Origin of the sequence: Streptomyces sp. NPDC001507 (assembly GCF_042894765.1) — a bacterium.
Taxonomy (GTDB): Bacteria; Actinomycetota; Actinomycetes; order Streptomycetales; family Streptomycetaceae; genus Streptomyces.
The window spans coordinates 382,100-401,816 of the sequence record NZ_JBIAVV010000001.1; the positions used below are offsets into that span (position 1 = coordinate 382,100).

Consider the following 19,717-nt stretch of genomic DNA (forward strand, 5'->3'; position numbering starts at 1 on the left):
GATGCCGTCCTCCTCCCTGGCATCAGCGCTCGACGTGGAGCTGCGGCCGGACAAGCCGGCCCTGCTGTGCGTCGATCCACCCGACGACCCCCCGAAGTGGGCGGCCGAGCACCGCGAGGCGCTGCGCGCCCAGGTCACCGAGCACGGGGCACTGGTCGTCCGCGGCCTCGGACTGCGCGACACCGCCCAGGTCGGTGCCGTCTTCGGACAGCTGGCCGGGGAACTCATCACGGAGCGGGAGGCCTTCGCCCCCCGTGAAGCCCACCTGCCCGGCGTGTACGCCTCCACGCCCTGGCCGGCCAACCAGCCCATGTGCATGCACCACGAGCTGAGTTACCAGCTCCAGGTGCCCGGACTGATGCTGTTCGCCTGCCGCACCGCGCCCGAGCAGGGCGGGGCGACGGCGGTGGCCGACGCCGAGGAGGTGCTGCGGGCGCTGCCCGCCGGGCTCGTCGAACGGTTCGAGCGGGAGGGCTGGATCCTGACCCGCACCTACAACGACGAGATCGGCGCCGGCCTCACGGAGTCCTTCGGCACCGCCGACCGCGCCGGGGTCGAGCGCTACTGCCGGGCCAACGCCATCGACTTCACCTGGCAGCCCGACGGCAGCCTGCGCACCGAACAGCGCCGCAACGCCGTCGTCCGGCACCCGGTCACCGGCCGCCGCTGCTGGTTCAACCAGATCGCCTTCCTCAACGAGTGGACCCTCGCCCCCGAGGTCCGCGAGTACCTGGTGGACGTCTACGGCGCGGACGGACTGCCGTTCAACACCCGCCACGGCGACGGCAGCCCGGTCGGCGAGGACGTGGTCCAACTGATCAACAGCACCTACGAGGCACACACCCGGCGCGAGCCCTGGCACCAGGGTGACCTGCTGCTCGTGGACAACATCCGCACCGCGCACAGCAGAGAGGCCTTCACCGGCGAGCGTCAGGTGCTCGTCGGCATGGGCGACCCCGTCCGGCCTGCCGGGGACTGCCAGGCCCTGGAGGCGAGCGAGCGATGACCGACGTACTGCCCACGGCCGCCCGGGCGGCCCGGCCCGGGCGCGGATCCGCGCCGACCTTCGCGGTGATCACCGGTGAGCGGGTGCAGCGCGCCCTGAGCGGCCGCGAGAAGGAACTCGTGGAGCTGGTCGAGACCGTCTACCGGCTGCACGACGCCGGGGACTCGGTCAACCCGCCGTCGTACTTCCTGCGCTTCGAGGACCGGCCGACCTCGCGGATCATCGCGCTGCCGGCCTCCCTCGGCGGGCCGGTCCAGGTGGACGGCCTGAAGTGGATCTCCAGCTTCCCGGAGAACGTGGGCGCCGGGCTGCCGCGGGCCTCCGCGGTGCTGATCCTCAACGACCACGACACCGGTTACCCGTTCGCCTGCCTGGAGAGCTCGATCATCAGCGCCACCAGGACCGCGGCCTCCGCCGCCCTGGCCGCCGACTGGCTCAGCCGCAACCGCACCCGCCCCCGCCGGGTGGGCTTCCTCGGCACCGGCCTGATCGCCCGCTACATCCACACCTTCCTGGCCGGCACCGGCTGGGACTTCGACGAGATCGGCGTGCACGACCTGTCCGCCGACAGCGCCGGCGGCTTCCGCGGCTACCTGGAACAGACCGGCACCGGCGCGCGGATCACCGTCCACGACAACGCCGAGGACCTGGTCCGCGGCAGCGACCTGGTGGTCTTCGCCACCATCGCCGGCCAACCCCATGTCACGGACCCGGCCTGGTTCACCCACAACCCGCTGGTGCTGCACGTGTCCCTGCGCGACCTCGCCCCCGAGGTCCTCATGGGCGCGGCCAACTTCGTCGACGACGTCGACCACTGCCTGAAGGCCGACACGTCACCCCACCTGGTCGAACAGCTCACCGGGAACCGTGACTTCCTCAACGGAACCCTCGGCGACGTCATGGCCGGCCGGGCCGCCCCGCCGCCCGACCGCCCGGTGATCTTCTCGCCCTTCGGACTCGGCGTCCTCGACCTCGCCGTCGGCAAGTACGTCTACGACGAGGTGTCCCGGGCCGGGGACCTCAGTCTCATCGATGACTTCTTCCACGAACTGCGCCGCTACGGCTGAGGCAGTCGTCCTCGGCCCGGCACCAGGAGGCCCGCCGTGCCTGTCATCTCCGCTCCCTACGCCTTCAACGAGGGCGACCTCTACGTCGACCTGGAGTCGATCTGCGGACACCCGCTCTACCTGAAGTGCGAGGCCTTCAACTTCGCCGGATCCATCAAACTGAAGGCCGCCAACGAGATGGTGGAGAACGCCGAGCGGGACGGAATCCTGAAAGCGGACTCCGTCCTGGTCGAGTCCTCCTCCGGCAATCTCGGCGTGGCGCTCAGCATGATCGCCGCCAGCAAGGGTTACCGGTTCCTGTGTGTGACGGACTCCCGTTGCAACCTGTCGACCAGGCTCCTGATGGAGGCGCTCGGCAGCGAGGTGCACATCGTGGCCGACCAGGACTCCAACGGCGGGTTCCTGGGCACGCGGATCGAGTATGTCCGCTCCCTGTGCGCGTCGGACGACCGGTACGTGTGGCTCAGCCAGTACACCAACGTGGGCAACTGGACGGCGCACTACCGCACCACCGGCCCGGAGATAGCCCGCCGGTTCCCGGAACTCGACGTGCTGTTCGTCGGGGCGGGCACCACCGGAACCCTGATGGGCTGCGCCCGCTACTTCCGCGAGTGGCACCGGCCGGTGCGGATCGTCGCGGTGGACGCGGCCGGGTCGGTGGCGTTCGGCGGCGAGCCGGGCCGCCGGATGATCCCGGGCCTCGGCATGAGCATGCGCCCGCCGCTGCTCGACGAGTCCTTCGTCGACGAGGTGATCCAGGTGGAGGAGCCGGACACCATCCGGATGTGCCACCGCTTGGCCCGGCACGGCTTCCTCTTCGGAGGCTCGACCGGGACCGTGGTCAGCGGCGCGACCGCCTGGCTGACGCGGCACGACGCCCGCGACCTCACCGCGGTCGCCATCGCACCGGACCTCGGCGAGCGCTACCTCGACACCATCTACCAGACCAACTGGCTGCACGACCTCTACGGCGACCAGGTGCTGGCCACCGAGGACGGCGACCTGGTGCCCCGCACCGCGGGCGACGGCCAGGTGCTCGGCACCAGGGACACCGCACCGGCGAAGCCCCTGCCCCGGGAGCCCAAGTCGGCCTCCCGCGCACCGGCCCGCCGGCGTACCAGCACCTGACGGCGGCGCACGCCGGCAGCGGCCCCCCGGACCCGCCCACGCGGCGGTGACCGGGGGGCCGCCGCATGCCGGCCGGTCCGCTCAGTAGCGCACGGGCAGGGCGCGCAGCCCGCGGGTGCGCATCGACGGTCGCCACTCCAACCGGTCCACCGGGACGTCGAGTTCGAGCCGGGGGAAGCGTGCGAGGAGCGCGCCGAGGGCGATCTCGGTCTCCAGCCGGGCCAGCGGCGCGCCCAGGCAGTAGTGGATGCCGTGGCCGAGGCCCAGGTGCCCGGTGGCGTCGCGGCCGAGGTCGAGCCGGTCGGGCTCGGGGAAGCGGCGCGGGTCGCGGTGGGCCGCCGCGAGGGCCAGCAGCACCGTCTCGCCCGCCGGGACGGTGACGCCGCCGATGACGACGTCCTCGGTCGGGAAACGGCGGATCGCGAGCGGCGCGGGCCCGTCGTAGCGGACCAGTTCCTCCACGGCCGGCCCGAGCCGGGCCGGATCCGCGCGCAGCGCGGCCAGCTGCCCGGGGTTCTCCAACAGGGCCAGCGTGGCGTTGCCGATCAGATGGACGGTGTTCTCGTACCCGGCGAACAGGATGAGGAAGGCCAGCGACATCAACTCGTCCTCGCTGAGCCGGTCCTCCTCGTCCCGCACGGCGATCATGGCGGAGAGCAGGTCGTCGGCGGGCTCGGCACGCTTGCGGGCGAGCAGCCCGGCGAAGAAGGCCAGCAGCGCCCCGACGGCCTCCTTCGCCCGCCCGGGGCGGGTGGGGTCCGGGACGACGAGCGCGTCGGTCCAGGACCGGAAGTCCGGCCGGTCCCCCTCGGGCACGCCCAGCAGCTCGCAGATCACGGCGACGGGCAGCGGCGCCGCGTAGGCGGAGATCAGATCGGTACGGCCGAGGGGCGCCATCGCGTCGAGGAGTGCGCCGGCGGTCGCCCGGACGGGTTCGCGCAGCATGGCGATGCGGCGGGGCGTGAAGGCCCGGGACACCAGGCGCCGGACGCGGGTGTGGTCCGGCGGGTCCATGTTCAGCAGGTTGGCGTCGAGCGCGGGAGGCAGCGCGAGCCCGCGATAACTGCCGGGCCTGGCGTGGGCCTTGTCGAGGGAGAGCCGCGGGTCGGCCAGGGCCTGCCGCACGTCCTCGTACCGCGTCACCAGCCAGGCCGGCAGCCCGTCGGTGCCGGCGACCCGGTGCACGGGCCCGGCCTCCCGCAGCAGGGCGTACCCGGCGTACGGGTCGGCGAGCAGCTCCGCGGGGTCAACGGCACTTGGAGCGGGGGGCGTTGTACTGGCGTCCATGCTCCAACCCTAGACAGTGCGGGCGCGGACGGGGGTCGGTCACCCGGAGGCCGCCGGGGCGCCGTCGGCGGCGTCGGGGGAGCGCAGCAGGCGCAGGAAGGCCTTGACGCCCGCGATGAGTTCCTGGTTGTCGGTGAGCCGGTTCACCGTGGACTCGAACTGCCTCCCCAGCGCCACCATCCTGCGGTCCGCCGCTTCGGCCCGTTCGTCCGAGCGCTGGGCCAACGCGTCGACGGCATGCCGCAGTTCGGCGAGGGCCCGATGCTGTTGCGCCGCCTGCTCCGCCAGGACCCGCGTCCCGGCCTCGGCGCGGTCCAGCCGGGCGTGCAGTTCGACGACGTCGTCCCGCGGGTACGTGACGTCCCTGAGGAGGCTGCCCAGGCGCCTGCGGAGCTGGCCGAAGTAGGCGCCGGCCGGCCGGAAGAAGGTGCTCAGCAGGAAGAACGCGGCGAACCAGTACCCCGTGAACTCGCCCGTCGCCCAGGTGAGCGCGACGACGGCCGCGGCGGTCACGAGGTGCCCCGCGACCGCCGCCCGGAGCATCGCGCGGGCGATGCGCGCGGCCTCGGCATCCCGGGCCGCCGGTACCGTCATGCCCTTCTCCCGGCTGACCGCGATCTCGGCGAGCACCGCATGCGCCCTGAAGTACAGGTTCCAGGGCAGGGTGAGCAGGAGCAGCAGCCACAGCAGGCTCAGCACCCCCGCGCCCACGGCGAACACCACAGCGGGCGGCGCCCCCGCCACGTACGCGACGATCAGCGCCGCGGCCGCCGCGACGACGGCCGCCAGCGCTCCGAGAAACCTGCCCATGGCCCGTGTCCCCCTGTCTCCCGCCCGCCGGTACGGCCCATCGTCCCTGCCCCGGCGCGCGGCGGCATGAGTAGCCGTACTCAGGGGAGCGCAGGTGAGGCCGCGGGATAGGGTGCGCGGATGGAACGGATCTTGGTGGTGGGTGTCACCGGCGCGGGCAAGTCCACGCTCGCCCGGGCCCTGAGCGGTCGTCTGGGCCTGCCCTACCACGAGATGGACGCCCTGTACTTCAACGGCCCCGGCTGGGCCGTCAACGGCGAACTGTCCGCGGACGTGGCCCGGCTCACCGCCGGGCCGCGCTGGATCATCGACTCGCTCGGCTACCCGGAAGTCCGTGACCTGCTGTGGGACCGGGCCGACACCGTGGTCTGGCTGGACTATCCCAGGCGCGTCGTCATGCCCCGCGTGCTGCGCCGCTCCGTCCGGCGCACCGTCACACGCGAGGCCCTCTTCGGCGGCAACAGGGAGACCTGGTCGGGGTGGCTGAGCCGGGAGCACCCGGCCTGGTGGGCCTGGTCCCAGCACGGCCCCCGAAGCCGCGAGATCGGGCGCCGGGCCGGGGATCCCCGTTTCGCCCCGCTCGACACCCACCGCTTCGCGCACCCCGACGACACGGCGGCCTGGCTGGCCGCTCTCTGAGAGCACGTCCGAGGCGTCAGCGCCCGGACTTCGCGACGGCCGCCGGGGTGACGGGATGAAGAAGTGACGAGGTTGCCGTCGGGGCCGCGGAACAGCGGCGACCGCTTGCCCCAGGGCATCGTGGTGGGCTCGGTGACCAAATCCTTCAGGTTCCGGTGGACGCGGTCCACGTCGTCGACGAGGAACGGATCGAGACGAAGTCCATGGGATCTCCCTTGGCCGTGCTGAAGGCTCGCACCACGCAGGCCGGGAGAAATAGTGGACAGAATCGGTCCGGTATGCGCGCTAGATTGTGTCCATGTCCCGACCCACCGGCCGCGTGCTGACCCTCCTGGAACTGCTGCAGTCGGGCGGCACCCGGACCGTGGCCGAACTCGCCGACCGGCTCGGCGTCGAAGGGCGCACCGTACGGCGGTACGTGGACCAGCTGATCGACCTCGACGTGCCCGTGGAATCGGTGCGCGGCCGCTACGGCGGATACCGGCTCGCCCCCGGCTACCGCCTGCCGCCGCTCATGCTCGGCGACGACGAGGCGCTGGCCGTGCTGCTCGGCCTGGTCGCCGGCCGCCGGGCCGGGCTGACGACGGAGCTCACGGCGAGCGAGACGGCGGCGGCGAAGATCCGGCGGGTGCTGCCCAGGCACCTCACGCACCGCCTCGACGCCCTCCTGGAGGCCCTCGCCTTCACCGACCGGCCCGGCGAGTTCGACACCCCGGACGCCGGGGTCCTGCTCACCGTCGCCGACGCGGTACGCCACCGCCGGCCGGTCTCGATCCGCTACACCGACCGCGACGGACGACGCAGCGAACGCACACTGCACGCGTACGGGATCGTCGCCCACGCGGGTCGTTGGTACGTCACCGGCAGGGACGCCTCGGCCGGTGCGGACCGGACCTTCCGGCTCGACCGCATCGCGGACGCGCGGACGCTGCCCGGCTCCTTCGAGGCGCCCGAGGGCCCCGGTGCCGCGGAGCGCGTGCTCTCCGGGTTCGCCACGGCCGGGTACCGGCACGAGGTGACCCTGCGGATCCACGGGACGCCCGAGCAGATCCGGGCCCGGCTGCCCGCCGCCGTCGCGACCCTGGAGGAACACGAACCCGCGGCGGACCGGGACCCGGCGGCCGAGCGCTGGCTGCGGGTCGAGCTGCGGGTGGAGCGGCTCGACTGGCTGCCTCCGGTCCTCGCCGCACTGGACCGGCCGTTCGTCGTCGAGCGCCCCGGCGAACTGCGCGACCTCGTCGCCGCCCTCGCCGACCGCCTCGCGTCCTGCGCCCGCCAAACCTGACGGCGGGCGGGCCGGCCCGGAGCGGTCGGAACCCGCGCCGGAGACCGCCGTCCACCCGGTACGACCCGCCGGGTCAGCGCGACGCCGGGAACCGCTCGATGTTCTCCTCCACCCAGGTGCGCAGGTGGGCCAACGGGCGGCAGGCGTCCTCGCCGAGCGCAGTCAGGCTGTACTCGACGCGGGGCGGGACCTCCGGGTAGATCTCGCGGTGCACTAGGCCGTGATCCTCCAGACGCCGCAGCGTCCGGGTGAGAACCTTCGGGCTCACCCCCTGCAGCCGCGCGCGCAGCGCCCCGAAGCGCTGGGGACCCTCCTCCAGCGCGCCCAGGGCGAGGGCGCTCCACTTGTTGGCGAGCAGATCCAGCATGTCGCGGCAGGGGCAGGCGGCGAGATAGACGCTCTTCGGGTCGTCGCACAGGTGAGCCGTGGTCGTCATACAGCAATAGTACCCAAAGGGAACCATGGGCCCTTGCGGGTAACCACGATCCGTTTCGTACTGTCGCGGACGTGGCCGCAGGCACGGACCGCCCGCCCGCGGGTGCTGTCGGTGCGGCCGCGTTGTGCCGATGCACCTGGAACGGAGCGGCGTCGTCCGCGGCTCCCGGAACACGCACCCATGGAAAGGCCGGACCACCATGAACGCCACGTACGACATCCCCGCGACGATGCCCGCGGTCGCCTACCGCACGTCGCTGCCCGTCGAGGACGCCGAGAGCCTGGTCGACGTCACCCTGCCCACCCCGGAGCCGGGACCCCGCGACGTGCTGGTGCGCGTCGAGGCGATCGCCGTCAACCCGGTGGACTACAAGATCCGGCAGAACGCCGACCCGGGCGGGGAGCCGAAGGTGCTCGGCTGGGACGCCGCCGGGACCGTCGTCGCCGTCGGCGGCGACGTGGAGCTCTTCTCGGTGGGCGACGAGGTGTACTACGCCGGCGCGGTGGACCGGCCGGGCGCCAACTCCCGCTACCACGTGGTCGACGAGCGCATCGTCGCCCGCAAGCCGGCCACCCTCTCCTTCACCGAGGCCGCCGCGCTGCCGCTGACCTCGCTCACCGCGTGGGAGGGGCTGTTCGAGCGGCTCGGCCTGCGCACGGGCGCCCTGGAGCAGACCGGTGCCCTGCTGGTCACCGCGGCCGCGGGCGGCGTGGGCTCGATCACCGCGCAACTGGCCGGCGCGCTGACCAGCCTCACCGTCATCGGCACGGCGTCGCGCCCCGAGAGCGTCGACTTCGCGCGCCGCATGGGCGCCCACCACGTCGTCGACCACCACCGGCCACTGGCCGCACAACTGGCCGAAGTGGCGCCGGACGGCATCGACTTCGTCTTCAGCACCACCGGGACCGAACGCAACCTGGCCGCGTACGCCGAGACGCTCACCCCCTTCGGCCGGATCGTCGCCATCGACGACTTCGAGGCGCTGCCCCTCGGCGTGCTCAAGCCGAAGAGCATCTCCTTCCACTGGGAGTTCATGTTCACGCGGTCGATGTTCCGTACGGCCGACCAGAGCATGCAGCACCACATCCTCACCCAGGTCGCCCGGCTGGTCGACGCCGGCATCCTCACCACCACGGCCACCCGCGACCTGGGTCCGGTCAACGCCGCCAACCTCCGCGCGGCCCACCGCCTCCAGGAGAGCGGCTCCGCCATCGGCAAGACCACGCTCACCGGCTTCTGACCGGGCGTCGGACGACGCCGAGCCACGGCCGGCGGCCGCGGCCGGAGCGGCTCGGCGAGCGCTCCCGGGGCCCGACGAACGGCCCTCGCCACCGCGGGAGAAAAACCTGATCCGAGCGGTCCGTGAGCGGGCGGCACGTGCCTGAACGGTCAGTCGATGCAGAACTCGTTGCCCTCGATGTCCAGCATCGGGATGCACGCGTCATTGCCGTCGTACAGCGTCCTCACGTGTACCGCGCCGAGCGGGACCAGCCGCGCGCACTCGGCCTCCAGCGCGGCGAGCCGCTCCTCGCCCACGAGGCCGGTGCCGACCCGCACGTCGAGATGCACCCGGTTCTTGACGGCCTTCCCCTCGGGCACGCGCTGGAAGTAGAGCCGCGGGCCGACGCCCGAGGGGTCCACGCAGGCGAACCACGCGTCCCGCTGCTCGGGCGGCTGCGCGCGCCTGAACTCGTCCCAGGTGGCGAACCCCGCCGGCGGCGGTGGTACGACGTACCCCAGCACCTCGCACCAGAAGCGGGCGAGACGCTCGGGTTCCGCGCAGTCGAAGGTGACCTGGAACTGCTTGATCGCTGGCATCGGCGCACCATAGCAGGGCGAATCCGCGCGCCGGTCAGGCCGTTCGACGTCCGGTCCGCTGGTCGTGGGCCAGGGCGTGGGTGACCGCGGTGGTGCTGTCGTACAGGTCCCGGTACTGGGCGAACCGGCGGCCGTAGACATCCGCGGTCGTGGGATCGGGCCGGACCACCGACTCCGGCGGGTTCCACGCCGTGATGTCCGGCCGGCCGGTCAGCCCTGCGGCGAGGAAGGCGGCACCGTAACTGGCCCCGATGGTGGTGCGGGCGACGATCTGTTCGAGGCCGGTGACATCGCTGACGATCTGGGGCCACAGCCCGCCCCGGGTGCCGCCGCCCACCGCGACGATCCGCCGGATGTCGGCCCCGGCCGCGAGCATCGTTCCGACGTTGTGCCGGACCCCGTAGGCGGTCGCCTCCAGCGCCGCCCGCATCAGGTCGCCCCGGGTGTGACCCAGCGTCAGGCCCGCGATCACCCCCCGGGCGTCGGGGTCCATGACGGGCGTGCGCTCCCCGGCGAAGTAGGGCAGCATCACCAGGCCGTTCGCACCCGGCGGCGACGCGGCCGCCTCGCCGAACAGCACGCCGGGCCCGACGCCGCCGAAGAGCTGTCCCAGCCAGTCGGTGACGGCTCCGGAGGTCGCCATGCCGCCGGCCAGGCAGAGGGTGCCGGGCAGGGCACCCACCGTGGACCACATCGACGGGCTGGTCACCAGCCGGTCGACGGTGTTCACCAGGAACATCGTGGTGCCGTACATCAGCATCAGGTCGCCGACACCGTGGCCGCCGACGCTGACGGCCTCGCTCCAGGCGTCGATCGTCCCCACGATGACCGGTGTCCCCGCCGGGATGCCCGCGACGGTCGTCCGCACCCGCCCGGCCTCGTCGCCCGGCCAGCGCAGCGGCGGGAGTTCGAGGCCGGGTGCGATGTGCTCGGCCCACTCGGGGATCCAGCGCTGCTCGTGGATGTCGAACAGCGGGGTGCACTGGCTGGCGGAGTGCAGGTCCAGCACGTAGGCGCCGGTCAGCCGGTGGGCGAGCCACGACGCGGGCATGTAGAGGCGGCGGGCGCGCGCCCACGCGTCGGGCTCCCGTTCGCGGATCCAGGCGAGCTTCGGCCCGACGGCCTGGGACGACAGCGCCGAACCGCACCTGCGGAAGACCGTGTCCGGCCCCAACTCCCGGTTCAGCCGCGTGATCTGTTCCCCGGCGCGGGTGTCCACGCCGTACAGCACCGCCGGACGCACCGGTTCGTCCGCGCCGTCGACCAGCAGGGTGCACGGGCCCATGCCGCTGACTCCGACGGCACGGACGGTGAGGTCGTCGCGGTCCAGGAGTTCGGCCGCGAGCGAGACGAACTCGTCCCACCACACCTGTGCGTCCATCTCGACGTGCCCCGGCCGGGGACGGTCGACCGCATGACCGCGTACGGCCTCGCCCAGGACGCGGCCGGCCGTGTCCACCACCACGCCCTTGGTACTGGAAGTGCCCACGTCCACTCCGAGAACGACGTCGGTCATGCGCTGCCTCCCTTGGCGCCGGATGCGCCACCGTAGTCTGCCGCTCCGCGGTGACGCCGTCCGCGACCCGCAGGCCGGCGCCCGGCTCGCGTCGTACCCGGCGGACCGCCCTGCGGCAGTCGTTGACATGCCCCTGCCTTGTGGCTAGCTTCACGGACAGTTCCCGCTCTGCTCCCGGGGCGCTCACGGCCCGGGGACCCCTCGAAGCGTTCGTAGCTCAGGCACCTCGTCTCCACGGTCGGACAACGTTGTCAGCCTCGGCCATCCGACCATCCGGCGCGCGTCGTTCCTCATCCGGGTCGCGTTCCCGACCGCGCCGACAACGTTGTCGGACCCTCAACTTCCGAGTAGAGGAGCAAACCCCGTGATCACACGACTGTCGAGACCCCCCGGCACCATGGCGATCGGTCTCCTCGCGGCCGCGGCGCTCGCCGCGGCCGGACTGTGCACGCCGGCGTGGGCCGCCGGGAAGGCCGCGCTCGTCACCGCACCGGCCACTCTCGTCAATCCGTTCATCGGAACGTCGAACCAGGCCGACGACTTCCCGGGGGCCGACGTCCCGTTCGGCATGGTGCAGTGGAGCCCGGACACGCCGTCGCGGCCCGACGGCGGGGGCTACGAGTACAACGACTCGTCGATCACCGGCTTCAGCCTGACCCACATCGCCGGCCCCGGTTGCGGCGCGGCCGGCGACGTACCCGTGCTGCCCACGGTGGGAGCGGTGAACACCGGTGCCACGGACGCGTTCTCGCACGCCGACGAGTCGGCCTCCGCCGGGTCGTACAAGGTTACGCTCAACAACCAGGTGACCACCGAGCTGACCACCACGACCCGCAGCGGCATGGCCCGGTTCACCTTCCCCTCGACCAGCCAGGCCAATCTGATCTTCAAGTTGACGGGCAGTCAGAACGGCGCCAGTTCGACCCAGTTCACCAAGGTGTCGAACACGGAGGTCAGCGGGCAGGTCACCAGCGGCCACTTCTGCGGCGCGGGAAACACGTACACGGTGTACTTCGACATGGTCTTCGACCAGCCGTTCGCCTCGCAGGGCAGCTCGCTCGCCAAGGCGTCGGCCACCACTCCCCGGGTCACCGCCGGGGCCTCGAAGAACGCGGCCGAGAGGCCCAACCGGCCGGTCCTGCACGGCAAGAACCCAGGCACCGGGCACCACGGGTCCGCGAAGACCACAGGGAGCAGCGCCGCCCCTGCCGCCGCCGCCTCGAACGGCTACGTCACCTTCAACACCACGAGCAACCCGGTCGTGCAGGCCAAGGTCGGCATCTCCTACGTGTCCGTCGCCAACGCGGTCGCCAACCGGACCGCGGAGAACTCCGGCTGGGACTTCGGCGCGACGCGGACCGCGGCGCAGAACGCGTGGAACAGCACGCTCGGCAAAGTGCAGATCGCCGGCGGGACGGCCGCACAGCAGCAGAGCTTCTACACGGCGCTCTACCACTCACTGCTGCATCCGAACGTGATCAGCGACAGCAACGGCCAGTACTACGGCTTCGACGGGAAGACGCACACCGTGGACGCCGGTCACGGCGCGGTGTACGCGAACTACTCCGGCTGGGACATCTACCGCTCGCAGGCCCAGCTCGAAGCCCTCGTCGCTCCCCAGGTCGCCTCGGACACCGCCCAGTCCATGGTCGACGACTACGCGCAGACCGGGATATTCCCCAAGTGGTCGGAGAACAACGGCGAGTCGTACGTCATGGTCGGTGACCCGGCGGACGCCATCCTCGCGGACTACTACGCCTTCGGCGCCCGGAACTTCGACACCACGGCCGCCCTGGCCGACATGGTGAAACAGGCGAGCACCACCAACAACGACCGCCCCGGCCTCGCCTACCTGAACTCGCCGGGCTACATGCCGCACGACGGCAGCTACGGCTGCTGCAACTTCTACGGCCCGGTGGCCACCACCCTGGAGTACGACACCGCCGACTTCGCGATCTCCGCGATGGCCGGAGCGCTCGGGGACACCGCGAACCAGAAGACCTACGCCAACCGAGCGCAGGACTGGCGCAACGTGCTCAACCCCGCCTCCGGCTTCGTGGAGCCCCGCAACGCGAGCGGCTCGTGGACCGGCGGCTTCGATCCCACCAGCGGCACCGACATGGTCGAGGCCGACTCGTGGATCTACACCGGGATGGTGCCCTTCGACATCGGAGGGCTTGCCCACGCCAAGGGCGGCAACACGGCGATGAACCACTACCTGGACACCGTGCTGCGCAGCTACACCGGCGCCAACGGCTACGCCTGGGTCGGCAACGAGCCGAGCATCGAACTCCCGTGGGAGTACGACTACACCGGGCAGCCCTACAAGACGCAGGGCACGGTGCGGGCGATCCAGGACCAGATCTGGTCGAACACCCCGGGCGGCCTGGCCGACGGCAACGACGACCTCGGTGCGATGAGCGCCTGGTACGTGTGGTCGGCGCTCGGCATGTTCCCCGAGACGCCCGGCACCGCCGACCTCGCCCTCGGCTCCCCGCTGTTCACGCAGGCCGTGGTCACGCTCCCGTCGGGCAGGACGCTCGCGGTCAACGGCAACGGCGCCGCCGACAACGCCCCCTACGTCCAGTCCGCGGCGTGGAACGGCACGGCGTGGAACAACGCCTACGCCCCCACCACCGCGATCACGGCAGGCGGCACGCTGGACTTCACGCTGGGCACCGGCGCCAACACCTCCTGGGCGACGGCGGCCGGCGCGGCGCCGCCCTCGTACGCGGGCGACACCACCGCGCCCACCTCGCCGCGGATCGGTCCGCTCACCTCGTCGGTGGCCTCGAACCTGTGCGCGGACGTCGCGTCCTCCGGCACCGCCGACGGCACCCACGTCCAGATCTGGGGCTGCGACAGCACGTACGCCCAGGACTGGATCGTCGCCGGCGACGGAACGGTCCGGGCCCTCGGCAAGTGCCTGGACGCCGACCACAGCGGGACCACCAACGGCACGCTGATCCAGCTGTGGACCTGCAACGGCACCGGCGCCCAGCAGTGGACCGCCGGCAGCAACGGGTCGCTGGTCAACCCCGAGTCGAAGCTGTGCCTCGACGACCCCAACTCCTCGACGGCGAACAGCACCCAGCTCCAGCTGTACACCTGCAACGGCACCGCAGCCCAGAACTGGAGACTGCCGGGCTGAGCGGCACCGAGCCGGCCGGGCAGCCGAACGCCCGGCCGGCTCCACGCACCCGCGGGGGTGATCAGCAGTACAGGTTGGCGCCGGGGGTGACACCGAGGATCGACGTGAAGCGCTGGTAGGCGTCGACGCGGCTCTGGACCTGGGCCGGGTTGCGGCCGTCGCACTCCAGGGAGCCGTTGATGGAGCGGATGGTCTGGCCGAAGCCGGCGCCGTTGACCATGGCGTTGTGCGGGGTCATCGTGCCGGGGCCGCTCTGGGTGTTCCAGTACCACAGGCCGGTCTTCCAGGCGACGGCCGAGTCGTTCTGCACCAGCCAGGGGTTGTCGAGCAGGTCGATGCCGAGCGCGTCACCGGCCGCCTTGTAGTTGAAGTTCCAGCTGAGCTGGATGGGGCCGCGGCCGTAGTAGGCGGCCTGGCCCGCCGGGCAGCCGTAGGGCTGGCTCCAGTCGCAGTACGTCGGGTAGTTGGCGGTGTTCTGCTCCACGACGTACACCAGGCCGCCGGTCTCGTGGCTGACGTTGGCGAGGAAGGCGGCCGCCTCCTGCTTCCTGGTGGTGTCACTGCCGGTGGTGGCGAAGCCGGGGTAGGCGCTGAGCGCGGCGGTCAGGCCCTGGTAGGTGTAGAAGCCGTTCCGGTTCGGGAACATCTGGTTGAACTGCGCCTCGCTGACCACGAACCCGGACGGGTTGCCGCCTCCGCCGTCACCGGCCGGGGCGTTCCACTTCTGGTTGGCGGCGCCGGTGCAGGTCCAGATCTGCAGGCGGGTGCCGTTGGCGCTGTTGTTGTCCCGCACGTCGAGGCACTTGTTCGCGGCGGGGTTGACGATGTCGTGGGCGGCGGTGACGACCCACTGCTGGTTCGCTCCGCCGGAACAGTCCCAGAGCTGGACGGCGGACCCGTCGGCGGTGCCGCGGTCGACCACGTCCAGGCACTTGCCGAGGGCGCGCAGGGTGCCGTCGCCGCTGTTCGACCAGCTCTGGGCGCCGGTGCCGTTGCAGTCGTAGAGCTGGACGGCGGTGCCGTTGGCGCTGTTGGCGCCGGCCACGTCGACGCACTTGCCGGCCAGTCCGGTGATCTGGCCGGTCGCCGCCTGGGCCGGGGCGACGGTGAACAGGGCGGACAGGACGGCGGCGAGGACGACGCCCAGTGTCAGTCGGCCGAGGACGCCGCGCCCGAAGCGGCGGGACATGACGAGAGGTAGGCGCATGGAGAGCTGCTCCTGACGTGAGACGAGGGGGGTGGGAGCGCGTGACCGGTCTGCCGGGGCAGACGTCTCAGCCGAGGACCTGCTGGGTCACGACGATGTGTCCGGCGTCGGGGTCGAGGACGCCGCCGAGCCGGCTGAAGGCGCCGTCGGTCAGATCGAGGCACTTGGGTTCCTGCGGGGTCTGGGTGAACGTGCCGCGGTCGTTGATCCGAACGGTCAGGGAGCGGCCGTTGGCGATGTTGGTGACCTGGACGCGGGTGCCGAAGGGCAGTTGGGGCTGGCGGGAGAGGGAGGTGGCGGCCGTGTCGGCGTTGTTGTCGAAGACCTCGCCGCTGGCGGTCAGCGCACCGGGCGGCTGGGGGCCGTAGTGCGTGGCCCAGCACTGTTCGCCGGACTGCTGCTGCGCGGGGGCGTTCCACTTCTGGTTGTCGGCCCCGGTGCAGCTCCAGATCTGGATCCGCGCACCGTTCGCGGAGGAGCGGTCGGTCACGTCGAGGCACTTGTTCGCGGCCGGGTTGACGATGTCGTGGGCGGCGGTGACGGTCCATTGCTGGTTGGCGGCGCCGGTGCAGGACCAGAGCTGGACCTTGGCGCCGTCGGCGGTGGAGTTGCCGGTGACGTCGAGGCACTTGCCGAGGGCACGCAGGGTGTTGTCGGCGCCGGTGGTCCACTGCTGGGCGCCGGTGCCGTTGCAGTCGTAGAGCTGGACCGGGGTGCCGTCGGCGGTGCCGGCGCCGGCGACGTCGAGGCACTTGCCGGCGAGGCCCGTGACCGTGCCCGTCGCCGCTGCCGCCGGTGTCGCGGTCAACGGGCCGAGCGACAGGGCCAGCAGGGCTATCACGGGAGTGCCGCGTAAGGCGGCGGTGAGGTAGGGAGAGCGAGCAGCCATGGCGGGAAAGTAAAAGGTCTATACCAAGTCCGTCAAGATGTGAACATGACAGATGTGGTGGACACCCTGGGGCCCGAAGGCCGACAACAGGCCACTTTGAACCGTGGGTTCACCTGATGGCGACTCAGGGTTCACCCCGGACCTACAAGTTCATGGGCATGACCTCAAGACCTCGCTCGCGCAAGCGCACCCGGATCGGCATAGCGATCCTTGTCACCGCCGCCGTGGCGGGCACGGGCACCGTCGTGGCCCAGGCCCACGGCTGGCTGTCGGCCCCGACGCACGACTTCGACGCGGCCGCCGACTCGTTCTCCGGCCACGGCAAGGTGACGGGTGACGTGCTGCGCAACGACTACGGCGCGACCGCGGTCGTGCGGCACACCGCCCCGTCCCACGGCACGGCGACGGTCGACGCGGACGGCACGTTCACGTACACGCCGGACGCCGGCTTCAAGGGCACGGACACCTTCACGTACACGGCGACCGACGCCGTGCAGCTGTTCAAGGACACGCAGCGCAACGGCGACCCGCTGCCCTCGCTCGCCACGGTCGCGGGACCGGGCGGTACGACCACCCGCATCTCCGGCGAGGGCTACGGCTCCGCGCTCACCCCGGTACCGGGCAAGTCCGGCCGCCTCTACGGCCTCACCGACCGCGGTCCCAACGCCGACGCCCCGGACGGCAACAAGTCCGAGATGCTCACCGACTTCACCCCGCAGATCGGTGAGTTCAAGCTCGACAAGGGCAGGGCCGAGCTGGTCAGGAAGATCACCCTGAAGGGCCCGAAGAGCCTGGGCGGTGTGCCGTACAGCGGCCGTCCGCCGCACGACACGAGCGAGGTCATCGACGACGTCACCGCGACGAACGCCAACGGCGGCACCCCCGTGCCCGTCGGGCGTGACCCCTACGGCTACGACTCCGAGGGCCTGGTGGCGCTGCCCGACGGCACGTTCTGGGTCTCGGACGAGTACGGTCCGTACCTCACGCACTTCGACGCGAACGGCTACGAACTGGGCCGGCTGACCCCGTACAAGGACAGCCAGGACAACCAGTTCCACAAGATCCTCGGCTACCTGCCGGCCGAGCTGGCCAACCGCCTGAAGAACAAGGGCATGGAAGGCCTGACGGTCACGCCGGACGGCTCGGCCCTGGTGGGCGTCATGCAGGCCGCGCTGCAGCAGCCGGATCTCGGCAGCACCAAGGCGTCCAACCTCGCGCCCACCCGCATCGTCACCATCGACCTGCGCACGTTCAGGACCAGGCAGTACCTGTACCTGCTGGACGACCCGGCCACCACCGGTGACGCCAACAGCGAGATCACGGCGCTGTCCGACACGAAGTTCGTCGTCGACGAACGCGACGGAAACGTCGAGCCGTTCGCCCGGAAGTCCCTCTACGAGGTCGACATCAACGGCGCCACCGACGTCAGCGGGCTGACCATCGGCGGCAAGTCACCCGAGGCGTTCGTCGGCAAGGTCGGCACCAACGCCGCGCTCACCGCGCTCACCGGCGCAGGCGTCCAGGTCGCGCAGAAGCAGCCGTACCTCGACGTCGGGACGCTGGTGAGCCAGCTCGACCCCAGCGGGAAGTTCTTCGGGCACGACAAGGTCGAGGGCGTCGCCACCACGGACGCGGGCAAGACGCTGTACCTGTCCAACGACGACGACTTCGGCATCGACACCATCGCCGTCGACCCCGACGGGAAGTGGACCGTCCACCAGAAGGTGCTGCCGGCCACGGGCCGGACCGACAACGGCGAGATCCTGAAGGTCGACACCACCAAGCTGCCGGCCGTGCTCAAGACCGTCACGGTCACCGTCCGCGTGGACTGACGCGGCCCGCGCGCCGGACCGGGCCCGTCCAGTCGGTGGACGGGCCCGGTCCGGCTGCCCACGGCGCCCGCACGCGGCAGTCGCCGCTAGTTCTTCTGCAGGGCGCGGGTGACCCCCGCGATGACGGCGGTCGTCAGTATCCAGCCGAAGGCGATCAGCAGGTAGGCCAGCCACTGGAGGCCCTCCTCCGGCCAGTACCAGGCGGCGCGCTGGCCCAGGCCGCCGATGGGGATCAGCAGGTCGAGGGTGTAGACGAGCGGCTGGAACGGAGCGCCCTGGCCTTGCTGGACCGGTTTGGGGGAGTGGCCGCCGAAGGACAGGGTGCCCAGCAGGGTCAGCGCGAGCAGCCAGACGCCGGCCAGCCAGGGGCGGTAGCCGTAGCCGACGGTCACGTCGAGCAGGTGGCCCCACGCCCGCGCGGCCGGGGGCAGGGTCCGCCGCCGGTGGCGCTGACGGGCGAGGAGCACCCGGCGGGCCTCGTCGTCGTGCCCGGCCTTGCGGTACCAGCTCGCCAACTGCTCGTAGGGCTGGGGGTTGTAGCCGGGGCTGCGCCGTATCCACGCCACCCGGCGGGCCACGGAGTTGCGCTGCCCCGCCGCCTCCGGACTCCCGCCCGCCTCGTCCCCCCTGATGGCGCCGTACCCGAAGCCGTCCAGCTCCACCACGTCCGGCCAGCTGCGTTCGCCGTCGCGCAGGTACGACACCTGCGCACCCCGCAGGTCCACGGCGCCCGACGGCGGCCGGGCGAGCGTGAAGTCGAAGTCGACGGCCTGCATCAACGAGGCCGACAGGGACGGGCCGTTGCCGCCGGGCGGCCCGTTCAGCACGGCCCCCGCGAAGCTCAGGCCGGCCGAGATCCGGGCACCCCGCAGCTCCACGGTGCCGTTCGCGACGAATCCGCTGGACAGGACGACCGTCGAGGTCACGCAGTTTTCCAGGTTGAGCGCCAGGCCACGCGGGCTGGGCTCCTCAAGGCGCGCGCCGTTCATGTACAGCCCTCCGGGCAACTGCGCACCCGGCAACCGTACTTCACCCCGTGCGACGAACCCGGGCCGGCAGAAGAGGCCCCCTTCCATGACCAGGCCGCCGCCGGCCAGGGCCCACCCGCCGGGCGCGTTCAGCTCGGCCCTGTTGAGGATCACCCCGCCGGTCACCCGGGAGTTGGTGAGGGACAGGGCGGTGATGCGATGGTGGAAGTGCGACGGGGCGCCGCTCTCGACGATCGAGCGCCCCAGGTCGAGGTTTCCCTCGATACGGGCCGCCCCGGCCTCGATGCCGGGCACCCGGCAGCCCTTGAACACGAGCGTCTGGGTCGTCGCCCCGAGCAGGTTCACCGCCTCCTCGAACCAGCACTCCTCCAGCCAGAGGGCGTACGCGAGCTGCGCGCCGGCCAGGTCGAGCGGTCCGGCGATGCGCGCTCCGGCCAGCCGCAGACACGGCACGGCGCCGGGTTGCCCGCTGCGCGCGCCCAGCATCAGCGCCGCGATCACGGAGGCCCTGACCGTCCGCTCCGGCCCCCAGCGCCCACCCTCGACGACGCGGTCGTCCCCGGGCCCGTCCGCGCGCAGGCTCACGGCCCGCCCCTCGGGAAACGCGTCCCACAACTCGCGTTCCGGCGAAGTCAATTCGTCGTATGAGAACACTCG

At 71.8% G+C, this 19,717-nt stretch carries 16 protein-coding genes and 1 pseudogene; 8 read left to right on the forward strand and 9 right to left on the reverse strand.

Translation table 11 applies throughout. The annotated features are described in order from the left end of the window. Position 1 precedes the first annotated feature (1 nt). The 3 genes from ACFY0K_RS01790 to sbnA are packed head-to-tail and all read left to right on the forward strand — an operon-like array spanning position 2 to position 3,201. Positions 2–1,006, forward strand: a complete 1,005-nt coding sequence (locus tag ACFY0K_RS01790) for a TauD/TfdA family dioxygenase (RefSeq protein WP_390638111.1) — start codon at positions 2–4, stop codon at positions 1,004–1,006. Continuing rightward, positions 1,003–2,073 (forward strand): 2,3-diaminopropionate biosynthesis protein SbnB, encoded by a 1,071-nt coding sequence (gene sbnB / locus ACFY0K_RS01795; RefSeq protein WP_390638112.1) that lies wholly within the window; start codon positions 1,003–1,005, stop codon positions 2,071–2,073. Before ACFY0K_RS01790 ends, sbnB begins: the two co-directional genes overlap by 4 nt. 36 nt (positions 2,074–2,109) lie before the next feature. Next, a complete protein-coding gene (gene sbnA / locus ACFY0K_RS01800; protein ID WP_390638113.1) occupies positions 2,110–3,201 on the forward strand; it encodes a 2,3-diaminopropionate biosynthesis protein SbnA in 1,092 nt (363 codons plus the stop codon). Positions 3,202–3,282: 81 nt separating this feature from the next. On the opposite strand, the gene ACFY0K_RS01805 is transcribed toward sbnA, so the two are convergent. Beyond that, positions 3,283–4,488: a cytochrome P450 gene (locus ACFY0K_RS01805; RefSeq protein WP_390638114.1), complete on the reverse strand. Its 1,206-nt coding sequence runs from the start codon at positions 4,486–4,488 to the stop codon at positions 3,283–3,285. 39 nt (positions 4,489–4,527) lie between these two features. Further along, the gene (locus ACFY0K_RS01810) at positions 4,528–5,298 is read right to left on the reverse strand and encodes a hypothetical protein (protein ID WP_390638115.1); all 771 of its coding nucleotides are present in this window, start codon (positions 5,296–5,298) and stop codon (positions 4,528–4,530) included. A gap of 120 nt (positions 5,299–5,418) precedes the next feature. On the opposite strand from ACFY0K_RS01810, the gene ACFY0K_RS01815 reads away from it, so the two are divergent. Continuing rightward, complete coding sequence (locus ACFY0K_RS01815) at positions 5,419–5,937, forward strand: adenylate kinase (RefSeq protein ID WP_390638116.1); 519 nt, start codon at positions 5,419–5,421, stop codon at positions 5,935–5,937. A gap of 16 nt (positions 5,938–5,953) precedes the next feature. Here ACFY0K_RS01815 and ACFY0K_RS01820 read toward each other — a convergent pair. Further along, positions 5,954–6,416: pseudogene (locus ACFY0K_RS01820) on the reverse strand (VOC family protein). On the opposite strand from ACFY0K_RS01820, the gene ACFY0K_RS01825 reads away from it, so the two are divergent. Then, complete coding sequence (locus ACFY0K_RS01825) at positions 6,302–7,222, forward strand: helix-turn-helix transcriptional regulator (protein WP_390638832.1); 921 nt, start codon at positions 6,302–6,304, stop codon at positions 7,220–7,222. The pseudogene ACFY0K_RS01820 and the gene ACFY0K_RS01825 sit on opposite strands and share 115 nt — an antisense overlap. Positions 7,223–7,295: 73 nt before the next feature. Here ACFY0K_RS01825 and ACFY0K_RS01830 read toward each other — a convergent pair whose 3' ends face one another. Beyond that, positions 7,296–7,658, reverse strand: coding sequence for a winged helix-turn-helix transcriptional regulator (locus ACFY0K_RS01830; protein WP_390638117.1), 363 nt, complete (start codon positions 7,656–7,658; stop codon positions 7,296–7,298). 229 nt (positions 7,659–7,887) lie between these two features. Between ACFY0K_RS01830 and ACFY0K_RS01835 the strand changes: the two genes are divergently transcribed. Continuing rightward, positions 7,888–8,898: a zinc-binding alcohol dehydrogenase family protein gene (locus tag ACFY0K_RS01835; RefSeq protein WP_390638833.1), complete on the forward strand. Its 1,011-nt coding sequence runs from the start codon at positions 7,888–7,890 to the stop codon at positions 8,896–8,898. A gap of 149 nt (positions 8,899–9,047) precedes the next feature. On the opposite strand, the gene ACFY0K_RS01840 is transcribed toward ACFY0K_RS01835, so the two are convergent. Together ACFY0K_RS01840 and ACFY0K_RS01845 are read right to left on the reverse strand one after the other, a co-directional pair. After that, positions 9,048–9,476 (reverse strand): VOC family protein, encoded by a 429-nt coding sequence (locus ACFY0K_RS01840; RefSeq protein ID WP_351955384.1) that lies wholly within the window; start codon positions 9,474–9,476, stop codon positions 9,048–9,050. A gap of 34 nt (positions 9,477–9,510) precedes the next feature. Next, complete coding sequence (locus ACFY0K_RS01845) at positions 9,511–10,992, reverse strand: FGGY-family carbohydrate kinase (RefSeq protein ID WP_390638118.1); 1,482 nt, start codon at positions 10,990–10,992, stop codon at positions 9,511–9,513. A 364-nt stretch (positions 10,993–11,356) separates the two neighbouring features. On the opposite strand from ACFY0K_RS01845, the gene ACFY0K_RS01850 reads away from it, so the two are divergent. Beyond that, the gene (locus ACFY0K_RS01850) at positions 11,357–14,143 is read left to right on the forward strand and encodes a lectin (protein ID WP_390638119.1); all 2,787 of its coding nucleotides are present in this window, start codon (positions 11,357–11,359) and stop codon (positions 14,141–14,143) included. A 61-nt stretch (positions 14,144–14,204) separates the two neighbouring features. Here the strand turns inward: ACFY0K_RS01850 and ACFY0K_RS01855 are convergent, their stop codons facing one another. Next, positions 14,205–15,332: a glycoside hydrolase family 19 protein gene (locus ACFY0K_RS01855; RefSeq protein ID WP_390638834.1), complete on the reverse strand. Its 1,128-nt coding sequence runs from the start codon at positions 15,330–15,332 to the stop codon at positions 14,205–14,207. Positions 15,333–15,417: 85 nt separating this feature from the next. Further along, positions 15,418–16,239, reverse strand: a complete 822-nt coding sequence (locus ACFY0K_RS01860; RefSeq protein WP_390638120.1) for a lectin — start codon at positions 16,237–16,239, stop codon at positions 15,418–15,420. 158 nt (positions 16,240–16,397) lie between these two features. Here ACFY0K_RS01860 and ACFY0K_RS01865 point away from each other — a divergent pair, with 158 nt between their 5' ends. Further along, complete coding sequence (locus ACFY0K_RS01865) at positions 16,398–18,071, forward strand: esterase-like activity of phytase family protein (protein ID WP_390638121.1); 1,674 nt, start codon at positions 16,398–16,400, stop codon at positions 18,069–18,071. Between the two features lie 86 nt (positions 18,072–18,157). On the opposite strand, the gene ACFY0K_RS01870 is transcribed toward ACFY0K_RS01865, so the two are convergent. Then, complete coding sequence (locus ACFY0K_RS01870; protein ID WP_390638122.1) at positions 18,158–19,714, reverse strand: oxidoreductase; 1,557 nt, start codon at positions 19,712–19,714, stop codon at positions 18,158–18,160. Positions 19,715–19,717 lie beyond the last annotated feature (3 nt).